Annotated in this window: 1 protein-coding gene (cut by a window edge); it reads left to right on the top strand. The window is 46.6% G+C overall.

Translation table 11 applies throughout. The annotated features are described in order from the left end of the window. Window positions 1-20,048 carry the 3' portion of a non-ribosomal peptide synthase/polyketide synthase gene (locus MHO82_RS13290; RefSeq protein WP_239184436.1) on the top strand. It extends 8,494 nt beyond the left edge of the window, so 20,048 of the gene's 28,542 nt are visible here — the last part of the coding sequence; the start codon falls outside the window, past its left edge; it ends in the stop codon at window positions 20,046-20,048.

Here is a 20,048-nt window from a genome sequence, read left to right as displayed (position 1 = left end):
CACGTGCTAAACAGATGAACGTGACATTAAGTGCTCTTTTCCAAGGGGCTTGGGCACTCTTATTAAGCCGTTACTGTCGTAGTCAAGATGTGGTGTTTGGTACTACTCGTTCTGGTCGACCAGAGGCCTTATCTGGTGTAGAAGATATGGTCGGTTTGTTTATTAATACATTACCGACAAGAGTTATTTTACCTGAGAATGATCTGTCGATTTCTCGTTGGGTTCAGCAAATCCATCAGTCTCAATTGTCCCATGATCAATACGCGCACAGTGCATTAGTGGATATTCACTCGTGGAGTGATGTGGACAGTGAAAACCCGTTGTTTGACTCCATTATGGTGTTTGAGAATTACCCGTTTGAGGTCAGTGAGGTGAGTTCTCAACCAGAACAAGGGTTGTGTATTAAAGACCTTAGTGCCCTTGAGCAGACCAATTTCCCGTTGTCTGTGGTCGTGATACCGGGAGATACGATTGAGATTAAGGTTTTATTCAATGGTGAAAAGCTTAGTGTTGATGCTGTGCATAAAGTGTCTCTGCATCTGAACACAATTCTTGAATCGGTGGCGAACAGTGTCGAGCAGAGTATCCATGATATTTCGCTGACAAATAAAGAGCACTACTCACATGACTGGCAGCCGTTGCAATTGACGGATTCAGATGTAGGCGTGGTCGCGCCATTTTTGAAAAGCGTTCAGCAATACCCAGATAAAGTGGCCTTAACCTATGGCGACATTGAACTAACCTACCGTCAACTGGATGAACAATCGGATCGTCTAGCAAGCTACTTATTAGCAAAAGGGGTTGAGCACGGTGATCGTATTGGCCTTTATTTGGAGCGTTCAGCAGAACTCATTGTTTCAATGCTGGCGATTTTGAAAACAGGATCTGCGTATGTGCCTTTGGATCCAGAACAAGGTGCAGATCGACTAAGCGTTATTATGCAAGATTGCCAAGCGAAGCTGATATTAACCCACCGTCAGCTTGCAGAATCCATGCAACAGAATAATGACGAGTTGGTCAATCTAAGTGACCCTCAAACGCTCATGGAGATTGATTCCGCATCATTAGAGCCTCTGAATCGCGCACAACCTGCGACGGCCAAAGATTTGGCTTACATTATCTATACGTCGGGTTCCACAGGGAAGCCAAAAGGCGTGGCGGTTGAGCAGGGCAGCATTGTTCATCTTGTTACGGACAATCAATATACGCCATTCAGTACAGCGAATGTGTTTGCACAGGCATCGAATCACTCCTTTGATGCGGCTACGTATGAAATTTGGGGGGCTTTGCTCAACGGGGCAAGCATGGTGTACGTGCCAAAGGCACACTTACTGTCACCAGAAAAATTGCAGCAACAATTGGTTGATGACAACATCGATACCATTTTTGTCACGGCGGCCCTATTTAATGCCACGGTTGATCAGATTCCGACAGCCTTTTCTTCACTTTGCCATTTATTGGTGGGCGGGGACGCTATTTCGGTGCCGCATGTAAATCTGTTACTGGCTGCAAACGGTAAACCAGAGCATTTTTGGAATGCCTATGGCCCGACAGAAAACACCACGTTCAGTGCATGGTATGAGATTACCGAGCAACAAAGTGTGTATCCTATTGGCCGACCATTAAAAACGGCGAGCGCTTATGTTCTTGATCCGGCAATGAAACCATTGTCGACGGGAGTCATCGGTGAGCTATACGTTGGTGGACCTGGGGTAGCGAGAGAATATTGGCAACGCGAAACATTAACGGCTGACAGCTTTGTTCAAGACTGTATGACGAACCGAGACGGTGATCGTCTGTATAAAACGGGTGATTTGGCCTATTGGGATGCGAAAGGCCAGATCGTGTGTTTAGGACGAGTCGATAAGCAAATTAAATTGCGAGGTTTTCGAATCGAGCTGGGTGAGATTTCGGCTGCATTGCATGCGATCCCGGGTGTTATCGATAATTTTGTTATGCTACGTGAGTCGAACGGCGATAAAAAATTGGTGGCGTACGTAGTATTGGATTCGGAGAAAGCGCAAGGGCTCTGGTCTGACAGCGAGCAGGCACTGAATGTGATCCAAAACCGTCTATCGGATCGACTAGCTAATTATATGATGCCATCGGCTTTTCAGGTACTACCGAGTTTGCCACTGAATGCGAATGGTAAAGTGGATTTTCGTGCTTTACCTGAACCAGATGCGTATCAAGATGATATCGAAAGCACACCGTTAGTGACGCTAACGGAAATTACGTTGGCTAACATTTGGTCTTCGTTGCTTGAAAGAGTGGTCGACAATCGTCAGCTGAATTTCTTTAGTGCTGGTGGTCATTCACTGTTAGCAATGCAATTAGTTGCTAAAATTCGTGATCAGTTCGAGGTTGAATGTCCGATCAACCAGGTATTCACACACAGCGTGCTTTCCGAGCAGGCGAAAGTGATTGAAGAGCTATTGGGCACAGGGAAGGCGGTATTACCATCTATACCGACAGCGAGTGAAGAGCAAAAGACGGTTCTCTCTTCTGCCCAGCAGCGACTTTGGTTTATTGACCAAATGGAAGGCACGAGCAGCCATTACAATATGCCAATGGCCATTAAACTAACGGGTGAAGTTGATCTTGATGCATTAAGTGTGGCATTTAAACACATTGTCACAAGGCACCAGAGCTTGAGAACGTGTTTTGTGTCAGACAATGGTGAGGTACGACAGCGTTTACAAGCTGAGCCTCAGAGTTGGTCGTTAACGGTTACGGATTTGTCTGCGCTGAAAAACGCGGAGCAGAAGAAACGACTACATGGCCTTCAGCAGCAAGAAGCAGAAACTTCATTTGATTTAAGCTGTGACTACATGTTGCGTACCTCTTTGGTTCGTTTGAGTGATGACGAAGCGGTATTGATGATCACCATGCATCATATTGCGTCGGATGGGTGGTCAATTGGTATTTTGTTTGATGAGCTAAGTCAGTACTACCATGCAGAGCGAAATCAGCAGACACCTGCGTTGAACTCTTTGCCTCTTCAATACAGTGATTACGCGGTTTGGCAGCGCCAGAATGATATGGTGGTTCTTGTTCAAGATCAGTTGGGTTATTGGAAAGATCATTTGGCTGGGTTACCGGCGGTACACAACTTGCCTCTCGATTTTGCTCGACCAGCGCAGCAGAGTTATCAAGGTCGATGGCATGTGGAACTGTTGGGCGAGAAGCGAACTGCCGCGTTTAAGCAACTGTGTCAAGATCAAGGGGCAACCTTATTCATGGGGCTGCATGCTGCTTTCTCAGTGTTACTGGGTCGCTACAGTAATGACACTGACATCGTGATTGGTACTCCTATTGCTAACCGCAATCAGCCATCACTTGAGTCGTTAATTGGCTTTTTTGTGAATACTTTGGTGCTGCGTTTGGATCTTGAGGGTAACCCAAGCTTCAGCGAACTTTTAAATCAAAGTAAAGCCACTAATGTTAAATCGTATGCGCATCAAGATGTGCCGTTCGAGCAAATCGTTGAGGCACTTCAGCCGCAACGTGATTTAAGTTATCACCCGCTGTTCCAAGTGATGTTGGCACTAAATACGGAGCAGCCTGAACTGGTTTTAGATGGAGTTGAAACGCAGACTTTACCCTTAAGTGAAAGCCGATCTCAGTTTGATTTAATGCTGACCGTCGACGAACAAGCGCACGATCTTACTTTGTCGTGGGAGTACAACATCGAACTGTTTGATGGCGACACTATTACGAGAATGGCAAGTCAGTTCAACCAGTTGATCGACAGTATTATTGCCGCGCCACAGCAAGATATTGGTAGCTTGTCATTACTGGAAGAGGCGGCAAAAGAACAATTGATGATAACTTGGAATGACACGTCGGCAGACTACCCGTCAGATGCCTGCATTCACCAGTTGTTTGAAGCGCAAGTTAAACAATCGCCTGACAGAGTGGCCATAACGTTTGAGAAAGAAAGCCTGACGTATCATGAGCTGAACCATCGTGCGAACCTTATGGCTCATCATCTCATTGAGCAAGGTGTTGGCCCAGAGACATTAGTGGGTATTTGCCTTAATCGTTCATTTAATATGGTGGTGTCAATTTTAGCTGTGAGCAAGGCGGGTGGTGCTTATGTGCCACTTGATCCGAGTTACCCTGCTGAGCGTTTGTCTTACATGTTAGAGAATAGCGAATCACAGGTGTTGATCACCGATAGCCAGCTAGAGTCGACACTCGCGCTGACCGTAGATAAGCGTGTGCTAGTGGATAGCAATGAATTTTGGCAGCAGGTAGACGATGGTTATGGCAAGCTGGGCAACCCGCACGTCGCTGACCTGAGTCCACACAACTTGGCGTACGTCATTTACACTTCTGGCTCTACGGGTAAGCCTAAAGGGGTTATGAATCAACATTCTGGCTTAGTGAACCGTATTCACTGGATGCAGAAGGCGTACAACCTAACGCCAGTTGACAATGTTTTACAGAAAACACCGTTTGGTTTTGATGTGTCTGTGTGGGAGTACTACTGGCCATTGGTGACGGGTGCTACCGTGGTAATGGCCCGACCTGAAGGCCACAAAGATGTTGATTATCTCATTGAGGTAATTAACCACTCACACATCAGCGTGATGCATTTTGTTCCCCCAATGCTGGCGAGTTTTATGGCTGATGGTCGTTATAAAGACCAAACGGACAGCTTGCGTTTAGTGGTGTGTAGTGGTGAAGCTCTGTCTGTTGACGTGCAAAATCGCTTTTTAGCCAATCATAAGGCAGAGCTTCATAACCTTTATGGCCCAACAGAAGCCGCCATTGATGTTAGTGTATGGCAATGTCAGCCAGACTTTACTGGTCGTTCTGTACCTATTGGCAAGCCGATAGATAATATCAAACTGCATATCTTGGATAATCAACTGAACCCTGTACCTGTTGGGGTTGTTGGCGAACTGTTTATTGCCGGTGTTGGTGTGGCCCGTGGTTATTATAATCGAGCCGATCTAACGGAAGAGCGCTTTATTCGCAACCCGCACGCAGAAAATCAGACAGAATCTAGGCTGTACCGTACTGGCGATCTCGCTCGTTGGTTGCCAACCGGGGACATTGAATATTTAGGCCGAATCGACCATCAAGTTAAAATTCGTGGGTTTAGGATCGAATTGGGTGAAATTGAAACGGCTTTAGGTCAGTTTGATGAGGTGAGCCAGAGTGTGGTGGTTGCTCATGAAACATCCCTAGGAGACAAACATCTTGTTGCGTATTTAGTGCCAGCGAAAGAGGTTGATGACGCTAATAAATGGCTCAATATGCTTGGTCAAGGTTTAGCTCAAAGCTTACCGGAGCACATGGTTCCGAGTGCTTGGATGGTACTAGAAGCATTACCATTAACACCTAATGGCAAAGTGGATAGGCGAGCGCTTCCGGTTCCTGAATTGCAACGTCAGGTAGATTATGTTGAGCCAGAAACAGAGACTGAAAGAGCGCTCTCGGCATTGTGGCAGTTGGTGTTAAACACAGATGATGACGTGGGCAGACAAGCGAACTTCTTCTCAATGGGGGGGCATTCACTCCTTGCGATTCGTCTGATTGCGGATATTCGTGAGCAGTTTAATGTCACGCTAAGTGTCAGGAATATTTTCACGCATCCCGTCTTATCTGAGTTGGCGTCTCTTATTGATGGTAGCCATCTGAACACCGAATCGGTTGAAATTGGTGTCTCGACACGCCCGGATATTCTTCCTCTCTCTTATGCACAGCAGCGTTTGTGGTTCTTAGAGCAACTGGAAGAGCAAAGTGACACTTACAATATGCCATTGGCATTGTCTTTGAGCGGTGATTTGAACGTTAAGGCACTGCAATACGCTCTTGATGGTATTTTGGCTCGTCATGAAAGCTTACGAACCTGTTTTATCAGTCAAGAAGGGCAGGTTGAACAGCATATCTTAAGTGCGGAAACGTCTTTGCCACTCAGTATGATTGATCTCAGTGATCTACAGGGGGCAGAGCAAGCACAGCGCGTGATGGAGCTTCGTCAACAAGAAGCATCAGCGCCCTTTGCACTGCATCGCGATCTGATGATCCGAGCGACGCTACTGATGCTGAGCGACGATGAACAGGGCCAGCAGCCTCAGCATATTTTGTTACTCACCTTGCACCACATTGCTGGCGATGGGGTGTCGTTGGACATTCTACTGCGAGAGTTGAACCAGTTTTACCTTGCTTATGAGAAAGGGCAAACACCAGCATTAGCGGCAATGCCGATCCAGTACGTAGATTATGCCTTATGGCAGCTGGATTATTTACAAGGGAGTCGACTTGAAAGTGAACTGCGTTATTGGCAGTCGCGCTTGTCAGGTATGCCTGATGTTCATGGTTTACCACTTGATAAGCCAAGACCGAACACTCAGTCTTACGCTGGTGCTTTGGTTCAACAGGCTCTCCCTGCGGCATTAGCGAGGGACTTAAACGCGTATTTACAATCGCAAAACAGCAGTTTGTTTATGGGAATGCAAGCCGCGTTCAGTTTATTGCTGAGTCGTTACAGTGGTGAGTCGGACATCATATTGGGAACCCCTGTGGCAAACCGTGAGCAAAAAGAGCTTGAATCGTTGATTGGCTTTTTTGTGAATACCTTAGTATTGCGAACAGATGTGGACAAACGTCTCTCATTCAATGAATTGCTGGCACAATGCCGTGATAATGCGCTAGACGCGTATGCTCATCAGCAGCTGCCGTTTGAGAGATTAGTGGAAGCTATTCAACCGAACCGAGATCTTAGCCATCATCCTTTGTTCCAAATTATGTTGGTTGTGGATACTCAGTTAGAAACAACACGCTCTCTAGGAACATTGGAACTGGAAGCACTTGAGTCTGATACGTCTACCTCGAAATTTGATTTAACGTTGAATGTTGTCGATGGGGTTAATGAGCAAGGACAATCTGAAGTGACGTTGTGTTGGGAATACAGCACGGATCTGTTTGAAGGTGAGACCATTCATCGTTTATCTGGCCACTTGATCCAATTGCTGTCTGACATTGTTTCACAGCCTGAGACGAAAGTGGAACAGCTCTCTTTGTTAAATGAAACCGAACAAGCGCAGTTGTTAGTGAAAGGAAGCGCAGCTCAGACTTGGCCAGTAACAGATTGTCTTTATGAAGAGATTGAGCGACAGGTCTTAGAAACGCCAGAAGCAACGGCGTTAGTGTTTGACGGGCAGCAGATGAGTTACGCCCAAATGAATGCTAAAGCTAACCAGTTAGCGCATTATCTTGTTGAGCAAGGGGTTGGGCCAGATTGCTTAGTTGGGATGTGTTTGTCTCGTTCGGCTGAAATGATCATTACCATTTTGGCGATTCATAAAGCGGGTGGTGCGTATGTTCCACTGGATGTGAGTTATCCAGTGGATCGCCTTAGTTACATGATGGAAGACAGTGATTGTAAATTGGTGATCAGCGAAACCGAACATCAAGGTAAGTTGGTTGGTGCAGACGTGCCTGTTGTTTTACTCGATACGGCTAATACAAAAGCCATGTTGCATCCATACTCCGAAGAAAATATTTCATCATTAAACCAAAAGGTGACGCCGTCACACCTTGCGTACGTGATTTATACTTCAGGTTCAACAGGTAAACCAAAAGGGGTAATGATTGAGCACCGCGCACTAAGCAGCCACATCAAGAGCATTTGTGTGGCGTATGGCATTAGTGCGCAAGACAAGGTGCTGCAATTCTCCAACATAGGGTTTGATGCTTCTGTCGAGCAAGTGTTTGAAGCTTTGATCACTGGTGCCAGCCTATACATTCGTCCAGAAACATTATGGACATCGACAGAATTTGTTGAGTGGCTAAAAGACAACCCAATCACGATTACGGAATTTCCTCCGCTGTATGCTAAAGCTTTGCTTGAGCCCGTCTTGGCGGATGTCGATTTCTGGCGAACGACGTCGTTGTCGAGGTTGATCGTCAGTGGTGATGTGCTTAACGCTGACTTTGCACGCGCGTGGCAAACTGGCCCTGCGCAAGAGGCGTGTCAGCTTATTAATAACTACGGGCCGACGGAAACCACGATTTCATCGACACTGCATTGGCTTGGGGAAGAGGTTGTCAGTTCGAGTGTGCCGATTGGCCGAGCCACCTTGGATACGCGTGTGTATGTTGTGGATGAACAGATGCAATTGGTGCCGGAAGGCGTCCCAGGTGAACTATTACTCGGCGGTGTGGGTGTTGCTCGTGGTTATCTAAACCGAGAAGAACTGACTGCAGAGAAATTCATTGCCGATCCGTTTATGAATGATTCGCAAGCCCGCGTTTATCGCACTGGTGACCGAGTTCGTTGGATGGCAAACGGAGAGCTGGAGTTTTTTGGCCGTTTTGATACCCAAGTGAAATTGCGTGGTTTCCGAATTGAGTTAGGGGAAATTGAAACGGCTCTGCGCGAGAGTGACGAGGTGGAAGACGCGGCAGTTATTGTGCGTGAAGATCAATACGGCGACAAACAGTTAGTGGCTTATTTAGTGGCTGAAGCCGTAGATGAGAACGCTCTTATTGTTCACTTAAAGCAGGTACTGCAACAATCGCTGCCTGGCTTTATGATCCCAAGCTCTTGGTCTGTACTTGCGGCTTTGCCGATTAACGCCAATGGTAAATTAGACAGAAAAGCGCTACCTGAACCTACATATGGCTTAGAAGATGAGTACGTTGCACCGACGACACAAACGGAACATCAGCTGGCGAACATTTGGCAAGATGTACTGGGTATGGCGTCGCCGATCAGTGTCGAAGCAAACTTTTTTGGTCTAGGGGGTCATTCACTGCTGGCTGTTCGTCTTATTGCACAAATCAGTGCTCAGTTAGGATGTGAGCTGTCAGTGAAACAGATCTTTGTTACGCCAACTTTGCTTGAAATGGCGGCAGTTATTGATGACACGCCAAAATCTGTTCAACAGGTGATACCAAAAGCGGATCGTAGTCAGTCATTACCTCTGTCGTTTGCTCAGCAGCGTATGTGGTTCATGCAGCAACTTGAAGGTGGCAGTAGCTATAACATGCCAGGGGTATACCGACTTTCGGGAGAGATCTGTCCAACAGTACTGGCCCAAGCATTGACACACTTAGTGGAACGACATGAATCCTTACGCACCTGCTTTACCAAAGTGGATGACGTGTTGTGTCAGAAGATAGTTTCAAGCCCTGAATTGTTGGCGTTACCACTGCATGATTTAAGTGGGTTAGATAAGGCCGCACAAGATACGACACTTAAGCAACTGATTACGCAAGAAGCAAATGCCGTGTTTGATCTCGAACGTGATCTTATGCTTCGTGCTCAATTGGTTAAGTTGAATGACGTGTCTTGGGTATTGCTACTGACTCAGCATCATATTGCGTCCGATGGTTGGTCATCAGAGCTGCTATTATCAGAGCTTAGTCATGTATATGGTGCGTTAAATCAGAATAACCCCGTAACACTGGCCCCATTGTCGGTGCAATACGCGGATCATGCGCTATGGCAACGCACTCATTTGCAGGGAGAAGTATTAGACAAGCAAGTTAGCTACTGGCAAAACCAATTAGCGGGGATCCCTGATGTGCATGGATTACCGCTTGATAAACCAAGGCCACAGCAACAGAGCTATGTCGGCGCTGTTCATACCTTGGATATCCCAGAGCAGCTTTCAAGTGGGTTTAATCAGCTTTGCCAATCGCATGGCGTGAGCTTGTTCATGGGTATGCAAGCGGCTTACTCCTTGATGTTAAGTGCTTACAGCGGCGAAATGGATATTGTAATAGGTACGCCAGTTGCAAACCGTGAGCTGTTGGAGCAACAGAGCATGGTGGGCCTATTTGTGAACACCTTGGCGATGCGTAGCGATCTTTCTGGTAACCCGAGCTATGCGCAGCTACTACAGCGCAGCAAGGAAACGGCTTTGGCTGCCTATGAACATCAAACGTTGCCATTTGAACAATTAGTGGAAGCCCTTCAGCCAAATCGTGCGATGAGCCATCATCCATTGTTCCAAGTGTTTTTAAACGTCAATGAGTTTGCAACTGAAGATAGTGTAGAGTTTGGCCATGCCACGCTTGAAGAATGGCCAATTGCAAATCACACGGCGAAATTTGATATCACTCTGAATGTAATGGCAAGTCGTACCCAAAATACAACAGGTTTTACGTGTTATTGGGAGTACTGCACGGATTTATTCCAATCAGAAACCATTGAACGAATGGCGAAGAGTTTTATTCATGTACTTCAATCTATGGTGGATTCGCCAGAGCATACGATTGAGCACTTGGCCGTTTTTGATGAGTCTGAACAGCAAGATGGGTTAGCGAAATTGAACCAGACTCAGATTGAGTACCCAGATAAAGAGAGCGTTGCATCTTTGTTTGAAGCTCAAGTGGAGCAGACGCCTGAAGCGACTGCTGCAACGTTTGGTTCTATGTCGTTCAATTATGCCGAGTTGAACCACAGTGCGAATCACCTTGCAAGCCAGTTACAAGCAATGGATGTTCAGTCCGATACCTTGGTGGGTATTTATTTGGATCGTTCAATGTCCATGCTGGTGTCACTGCTGGCTGTTCTTAAATCGGGTGCTGCGTATGTACCGCTAGACCCAAATTACCCGCAAGACCGTATTCAAGGAATGATTCAGCACAGTAAATTACAGCGTGTGATCACCACCCCTGAACTTGCGGTGCATCTACCTAAGCATATTAATACGGTGCTTATTGAAGAACATAACGTGTCTGTTAATGCTCACGTAGTGTGCACGAATCCACAGCGTACAGAAGCAAGCTGTCATGATTTGGCTTATGTGATTTACACCTCTGGTTCGACTGGGGAGCCAAAAGGCATCGCGGTAGAAAATCAATCCGTGGTGAACTTTTTGTATTCCATGGCGAAGGAGCCGGGAATTAACCATGATGATGTGTTGCTGGCCGTGACTTCAATGTCCTTTGATATTCATGTGCTAGAGCTGTATTTGCCACTCTTATTTGGAGGCCATGTTGTGATTGCCTCAACAGAGGAAAGGTATGATCCAAATCAGCTTGCTAGGCTCATGTCTCTGCATCATGTCACTGTGATGCAGGCGACGCCGTCAACGTGGCAGATGCTGGTAAACAGCGGTTGGCAAAGTGATTCAGGGCTTCGAATGATTTGTGGCGGAGAAGCCATGCCAGAGTCGTTAAAAGCGCGGTTGTTGTCGTCAAACAAAGCCAACCTTTGGAATGTTTATGGTCCAACGGAAACGACGGTGTGGTCTTCGGCTATTGAGTTGACACCAGAATCAGCCATCGTACTGGGGCGCCCTGTGGCAAATACACAGTTCTATATCCTAAATTCCAACGGACAGCGAGTACCGTCAGGCGTGCCGGGAGAGCTGTATATTGCTGGTGATGGCCTAGCAAGAGGTTACCTACACCGTGACGATTTGACTGAGGTGGCTTTCCTCGATAACCCATATCGTGAAGGTGAGCGCATGTATCGCACAGGAGATCTCGTGCGTTGGTGGCCTGAAGGCGAGATAGAGTATTTGGGGCGTATGGATCATCAAGTGAAAATTCGAGGGTTCCGAATTGAACTTGGCGAGATTGAAGCCGCTTTAGACAGTCTTGATGACATTTGTTCAAACGTTGTTGTTGCCAGTGAAGCGGAGTCTGGGGATAAATTCCTGGTCAGTTATTTGGTGCCATCGGTTGAGGTTACCGATGAAAGCACGTGGCTGATGGAAGTGCAGAGCAAATTAGCCCAAAAGTTACCTGAGCATATGGTGCCAAGTGCCTTGATGATCTTGGAGGCCTTGCCGCTGACGCCAAATGGGAAAATAGATCGTAAATCTTTACCTAAGCCGCAATTACACAGTGTTGACGATTACTTAGCGCCAGAAACCGACAGTGAAAAAGCGTTGGCAAAAGTATGGCAATCATTACTGAATGTGGATAAGCCCATTGGGCGGCACGCGCACTTTTTCGGGTGCGGTGGGCACTCTTTATTAGCGATTGAATTGATCACCGCCATCAAACGAGAAATGTACGTCACGCTACCACTTTCTGCCGTATTTAAAGCTCCAGTGCTAAGTGATCTCGCTGCCGAGATCGCTAGCCTGCACAATGAGCATCTGTCGGGTAAAGCCGATCAGACTCCAATTGCGATATTGGCTGATCGTGGTCATCAGCTGCCATTGTCTTATGCCCAACAACGTTTGTGGTTTATACAACAAATGGAAGGGACTACGCGCCAATACCACATGCCTGCGGTGCTAGCCATGTCGGGTGAGGTAGATGCGAGGGTCTTGCAAGGTGCGCTAACTTACGTTGTTCAACGTCATGAAGTGTTAAGAACGACTTATCACAACGACGACAGTGGTACTGCGTATCAGCGTATTGGTGCTATGCCAGAGAAGGTTGATCTGATGATGCATGATTTGTCTTTCTTGGATGAATCCGAGCAGAACATGCATTTAGCGGGATATCAACACACCTTTATTGAGCAAGATTTTGACTTAAGCTCGGATTTAATGGTTCGTGCAAGTTTGGTCAAGTTGTCTAATACTAAATCGGTTTTCCTTGTGGTGATGCACCATATTGCCAGTGATGGCTGGTCTGCGGGTATTTTCATTAATGAAGTTAGCCAGGCTTACAACCAGTTATGTCGTGGAAAGCAACCTAGCTTGAAAGCGTTGGATCTGCAGTATGGCGATTTTTCTCATTGGCAGCGCAGTAATTTAAGTCAAGAGGCTTTGTCAGAGCAGTTAGGTTATTGGCGTCAACAATTAGCTGATTTGCCAGAAGTTCACGGCTTGCCGTTAGATAAGCCGCGACCTGCGAAACAGTGTTACACCGGCGATGTGGTTGAACATTCCATAAGCCAAAACATGACAAGCGACTTAGTGAGCCGATGCCAAGCTCACAATGCAACACTGTATATGGGTCTAAATGCGGTATTTTCGTTGTTAATCAGCCGTTATAGTGGCGATAACGATATTGTTATTGGCTCGCCAGTGGCAAATCGTGAGCAACCAGAGCTGACCGGGTTGATTGGATTCTTTGTCAATAACTTGGTGATGCGCACTCAGGTGGAGCCACAAAGCTCATTTGATGCGTTGATCGAGCAAACGAAAACGAGGGCTTTAGAGGCTTATGCTCATCAAAGTATCTCTTTTGAGCACCTTGTGGACGAGCTAAAGCCAACGCGGGATTTAAGCCATCATCCGCTGTTCCAAGTAATGCTCGTGTTACAGAACACGCCTCAAGATGATGCTGTGTTTGAAGGAGTGACATGTCAAAGCTTGGCAATTAAAACGGAGACCACATCGTTTGACTTAACGCTTAATGTTGAGCAAACCGAGAGTGGCTTGTCACTCAGCTGGGAGTTCAATACGAGCCTGTTTGAACGTAGCACAATCGCTAAGATGGCCGCTCATTTTGAGTTGTTGTTGGCAGAAGCGCTGCGTGCTCCAAATGTTCCGGTACAAAACCTCAACTTCATGAGTGATCAGGAGCAGCAGTTGGTTATTGAACAGGGGCAATGCCTGCTAACAGATGATCATCATCGAGTCTCTGGCCAATGCGTTCATCAATTGATTGAAGCACAGGCCAGCGAGTATCCAAATACAATTGCATTGTCTTTTGAAGGGGTGGACGTCAGTTATCAAGAGCTGAACGAACGTGCTAACCAAGTCGCGCATTACTTCATAGAACAAGGCTTAAAACCAGATGGTTTAGTGGGTATTTGCTGTGAGCGATCCATTGAATTAATGGTGATGATGCTCGGGGTGTTGAAAGCGGGTGGAGCTTACTTACCACTGGATCCTAGTTATCCGGAAGAACGTCTGGCTTACATGGTTGATGACAGTCAGTTAAGCCTAATTGTGACTCAAATGAAGTGGCAATCTAAGCTACCCACCCATCAAGGTTTGGTGGTGCTTGAAACGCTTTTACCAGAAATAACCAACAAGCCTGTGAGTAATATTGCACCGAAGGTTATCGGGCTTTCACCGAGTAAATTGGCTTACGTTATTTACACATCGGGTTCAACCGGTAAGCCGAAAGGGGTGATGTTACCACACGAGGGTTTAGTGAATCTGGTCATCACACAGCAGCAGTTATTCGGTGTTGATGCGCAAAGTTGTGTATTGCAATTTGCATCATTTAGTTTCGATGGCGCTGTATTTGAATGGGCTGGAGCGCTGTGTTCTGGGGCTCGTTTAGTTTTAATTAAAGAAGAGGTGGTTCATTCGGCTGAGCTGTTGACCGAAACCGTCAATAATCAAGGGATCAGCCACATTACCCTTCCACCAGCGCTATTGCCAGCACTGGATGTTAACGCTTGGGGCGGCGTGAGCCACATGATCATTGCAGGAGACAGCTGTCCACTACCATTAGCACAACAATGGGCTGTAGGACGTCGTTTGTTCAACGGATATGGTCCATCAGAAGCGACAGTGTGTGCTACGTTTGGGCGTATTGAACCGGATTGTCAGCAGCTTGATATTGGTAACGCCATTCCTGGTAAGGCCGTGTATGTGCTGGACTCTCAGCGTCAGTTAGTGCCAATGGGCGTTACTGGAGAGCTTTATGTCAGCGGAACAGGGACAGCACGCGGTTATTTACACAAAGAGCAACTGACGGCGGAGCGCTTTATTCCAAGTCCATTTAAAGAAGGTCGTACTCTATATCGTACCGGAGATAAGGTGCGCTGGAATAGCCAAGGTAAATTGGAATTTGAAGGTCGTGTCGATCACCAAGTGAAACTCAGAGGCTTTAGGGTTGAATTGGGTGAGGTGACATCGGTGATCTTGCAGCAGCCATGCGTCAAAGAAGTGTATGTCATGGTGCGTGAAGACCAAACCGGGGATAAACGTTTGGTGGCTTATTGGTCAGAAGCAAGCTCTGCTGAAGAGGTTGCAATGTCTGCTATGAGTTCAGACGAGCTGAAAAGCGCCATTAAAGATCAGCTTCCGGGTTATATGTTGCCGTCGGCGTGGGTGAAACTTGACAAAATGCCACTTAACGCGAACGGAAAGGTAGACAGAAAGCAGTTACCTGAACCTGATTATTCGGCACTTGGGGTGTCATATCAAGCAGCAAGCAATGACGTGGAAGTGGCACTGTGCGATGTTTGGAAGTCAGTTCTGGGGATTTCGGCTGTCGGCGTGAATGATAATTTCTTTAGCCTAGGCGGGGACTCCATTCTTGCCATGCAGGTGGTGTCTCAGTGTAAAGCGGTTGGCTATCAGATCACTACTCGCCAGTTATTTGAATATCAAACTGTGAAAGGGTTAGCGGAAAATGCGAAAGCAGTCAGTACGCAAATCACTCAGTCTAGCGTAAGTGGAGATCAACACTTATTGCCGATCCAGCGCTATTTCTTCGAAGGAGATCAGCAACATCGTCATCACTTTAATCAGGCCCAATGGTTCAGTTTACCTGATGGCTCAACGGAGGCCTTTTTAAGGGAACTCTTTGTGCGCTTGTATCAGCGTCATGATGTGATGCGACTCCATTTTAGCCAGGATGAGGTTGGTGAATGGCAAGGTCAGTACTTACCAGAATGTGAGAACAGCCCAAGTGACGTATTTACCAAGGCTTTGTGGGTAGAAGATTGTCGCCATGTATCAGAAGACGAACTGAGCGACCATATTCTTGAATTGGCCAACCGAGCACAAGCAAGCTTATCACTAAGCCAGCGTGAAAATGGAACCTTGTGCCGTTGGGTCTGGTGCCAATTACCGGAAGGTCAAGAAGATAAATTGTTGTGGGTAATGCATCACCTTATTGTTGATGGTGTTTCGTGGCGAATTTTAGCGCAAGATTGGCATACCGCTCTTGAGCAAAATCAGCGTCAACAACCCGTTGTGCTTGCTGGTAAAACCCACAGTTACCAGCAATGGGGTGAATGGCTCAAGTCCTACAGTCAATCAGAAGCCCTGATGGAAGAAAAAGCGCATTGGTTAACTGTGCTGAATACACCAACGGGAACCGTTTCATCATTACTTGAAGAGAGCCACGTCGTGACGCTGGAAGCACAGAGAAACGTAGTGACATTGTGCTTCGATAAAGCTCAAACGAAGCAGTTACTCTCTGATGCAAACCAGTGTTACCACACGCAGATTAACGATTTGCTCCTGTCAGCTCTTGTGGCCAGTTATGGTGCCATCACTGGTCAAGAAAACATGAGGCTGGATCTTGAAGGGCATGGCCGTGAAGTGGAGGTGATTTCTTCTGGCGATTATGTTTCTGAGCAGATTGATCTTAGCCAAACGGTGGGGTGGTTTACCAATGTGTATCCAGTCTTACTTCGTAAAGAGCGTCATCAAGATATCGGCGAGTTGATCAAAAGTGTGAAAGAGCAATTACGTGCCATTCCAAATAAAGGGATCGGACACGGTCTATTACGTTATTTGGTGGAAGACGAGGCCATTATTCACGCTGATCGTCCGTCTGAAATTGTCTTTAACTATTTAGGGCAATTTAGCAGTGATGGTAAGGAAGATAAGGCTTTCAGCGTCCTTGGAGACGAAGTCAGCAGATTAAGGCAGCGTACACACGGCATTGAAGTGACTGGAATCGTGGTGGACGGCGCACTAGAGTTTACCTTTGATTATGATGCGTACGTTTTCCCACAAGCGTCAGTGCTTGCCGCTCAGTATCAAACGAACTTAGAGCATATTATCGAGCATTGTGTGACTCAGGCTGGTGGTCATACACCATCGGATTTCCCGCTTGCTGCGTTAACGCCTTCAGAAATCAATGCGTTAGACATGAAGTACCCGAACTTGGTGGACGTTTACCCAAGTACTGCCATGCAACAAGGGCTATTGCTTCATAGTGAAATGGCCGATGGCGCTGGTATGTACATGTGTCAAATGCAGATGGTATTAGAGCAATTGGACTTTACTCGCTTTAAGTTGGCCTGGGAGCAGGTTGTTGCACGCCATGATATTTTCCGTACGGGCTTTACGGAGAATGAATCGGGTTCATTGTTGCAAGTGGTGATGAAAGAGGTTGTATTGCCTTGGCAGGAATTCGATTGGTGTGCATTGGATGAAGATGAGCAAACATCAGAGTTAAAAGAGCTGTTGAATCATGAACGTGTTACGTCATTCGAATTAGGGCAAGCCCCGTTAATGCGTTTTGCTTTGATAGCGGAGTCGGAGCATCGAAGCCGTTTTGTTTGGACGAACCATCATGCATTGTTAGATGGCTGGTGTCTGCCTATTGTATTTGATGAGGTCATGAAGGCTTACATGGCAATAGGTTCGGGTGAGCTTGTCTCGTTACCAACAGTCAGACCTTACCGTCATTACGTCGATTGGTTGCAAAAGCAGTCAGAATCGGACGCCAAAATGTACTGGCAGTCTTATTTATCTGGCGTTACGGCACCCACTTCTCTAAGCGGTTTCAATCGAAGAAGCGAGCGGAATCAAGGGGCGTTAGTCAAGGGCGAAAAAACCTTAACGCATTGGTTAGATGTGGCAACAACAGACAAGCTGACACAGTTTGCTAAGCAAAGCCAAGTGACTCTAAATACAGTCATTCAGGGCGCTTGGGCATTGTTGTTAGGCCAATACAGCGGTGAAAATACGGTGGTGTTTGGCTCGACTCGCTCTGGTCGTAATATTCCGCTTCAAGGTGTCGATAACATGATTGGCTTGTTTATCAATACACTGCCAGTGAAAGTTGACGTGTCTGGAGGCAAGTTGGCACTCAGCGCTTGGTTACAACACTTACATACTTCGCAGCAGGATCACGATACTTATGCTTACAGCTCGTTAACTGATATTCAAGCGTGGAGTGATGTACCACAAGGGGATGCTTTGTTTAATTCCTTGGTTGTGGTGGAAAACTACCCTGTTGATACATCGGTTGCGCAAGAGGGAGAAGCGCGTATGCCTCGCCTTGTTGAATCTTCAGGAGAGGAACAAACTAATTTCCCAATTACTTTGATGGTGGTGCCGGATGAAAGTACCGAAATTAAATGGTTGTATCAGTCCGAGCAAGTGAATGCCGATGCAATGGATCGAGTAGCCAAGGACTTCAAGCGACTTCTTCTATTGATGTTAGACGATCCACAACAAGAACTTGAGAGTGTGTCTTTACTGACAAAAGAAGAAGCGGAGCAATCTCTGGTTCAGTGGAATAAAACGCAAACGGACTACAATCGTACGTTAACACTTGCCCAGTTGTTTGAGGCGAATGTTGTGCATTCACCGTCTAAGGCTGTGTTGGTGCATGGAGAAGATCAGGTTAGTTATCAGGTGTTGAATGCGAAAGCGAACCGCTTAGCGCATCAGTTGCGGGCAGAAAAGGTTTCTTCCGGTCAGTTTGTTGGTCTGTGTCTTGAATCTGGCATCGATATGATCACGGCTTTGTTGGCCATTGTGAAGGTGGGAGCAGTTTATGTGCCGATCGATCCTAATTACCCAGCAGCACGAGTAAAGCACATACTCGAAGATACACAATTGCCGCTGGTGTTAACCAATAAAGCTCTGGCAGAGCGGTTACCAAGTGGAAGTTATCGTTCTCTGTGCCTCGATGATGCTGATTTACAAAGTGCGTTGTCCCTTCAGAGTGACGAGAACCTTCCCCATATCATTGGTGATCCATCGCAGTCGTTGGCGTATGTGATGTACACCTCTGGATCAACGGGTACGCCAAAAGGAGTGAAGGTGACCCAGCGTGGTGTTGCTCGATTGGCTGTTAATAACCGCTCATTGCCATTGTCTAGCGATACGGTGATGTTGCAGTGCGCTTCCGTTACATTCGATGCCGCGACGCTTGAAGTTTGGGGGCCATTATTGAATGGTGGGCAGTTAGTTCTGTACCCAGACTCTTTGGTTGATGCTCAGCAACTTGGTAATGTGATTGATCGCTATAGTGTGAATACGATGTGGTTAACGTCAGGACTATTTGATCAGTTTGTTGCCATTAACGATCGCCGCTTGCCAAGTTTGACTTATGTGCTGACTGGAGGTGATGTGGTGAATCCTCAATCCGTGCATTCGTTCTATCAACAGCAGTCTCAAGTCACCGTCATTAACGGGTATGGTCCGACGGAAAATACGACCTTCACGACCTGCTTTACTGTGCCGAGAGAGTGGGAAGCCGATCAAGCGCTACCGATAGGGCAGCCTATTTCAAATACCACGGTGTATGTATTGGATAGTAATAGAAAGCCATTACCAATCGGTGGTATTGGGGAGCTATACACTGGCGGTGAAGGCTTGGCACAAGGTTACTTGAATCAAGACAAGTTGACAGAGCAGCGTTTTGTACCAAACCCGTGGAGTTGTGGGGAAAACGATGCATGCTTGTATCGCACCGGGGATTTGGTTCGTTGGCAGGAAGACGGCAACTTAATGTTCGTTGGAAGGGCCGACGATCAAGTGAAGATTCGTGGTTATCGCATTGAGTTAGGTGAAATTGAGAACATGTTATTAAGCCATAACGAGGTAGATAGTGCCTTAGTCATGGCAAAAGACAGGTTCATCGGTGGTGTATCACACAAACAGTTGGTTGCTTATGTTGTAACGCAAGATCAATCCGCAGAGCTTGAAAAAGCAATTGGGGATTGGTTAGCCACTCAATTACCTCATTACATGCACCCTGAACATATTGTTGTGCTTACTGAATTCCCGTTGACATCAAACGGGAAGGTTGATCGCCGAGCGTTACCAGAGCCTGCACTTCAGCAAGAGAGTGAATTCGTATCACCAGAAACTGAGACGGAAGTGGCATTGAGTCAGTTGTGGCAAGAGCTTCTGCAAGTGACGGAGCCAATGAACATCAATGTCAGTTTCTTACATATTGGTGGTAACTCACTGCTCTTGATGCGTCTAAATGCCATGATAAAGGCGAAATTTGACGTTAACTTACCGATAGAGGCGTTGTTTAGGCAACCGACCATCAAAGGGCTATCGGTGTTAATTGATGATGAGAAAGCCTTCGAAGAAGATGGCATGTTAGATGAGATCTTACAGCAGGTTGAAGGTTTAGATATGGATAATTTAGATTTGTCTGAACTCGACTTGGATGCTGATGAACTCAGTGATCTGGAAGCGCTTTTAGGTGATGACAACCAAGATTGA

The sequence above is a fragment of the Vibrio sp. Of7-15 genome (assembly GCF_022347565.1).
GTDB lineage: Bacteria > Pseudomonadota > Gammaproteobacteria > Enterobacterales > Vibrionaceae > NORP241.
The sequence above is the reverse complement of the archived record's forward strand: the minus strand, read 5'-3'. Positions and strand labels throughout refer to the sequence as shown.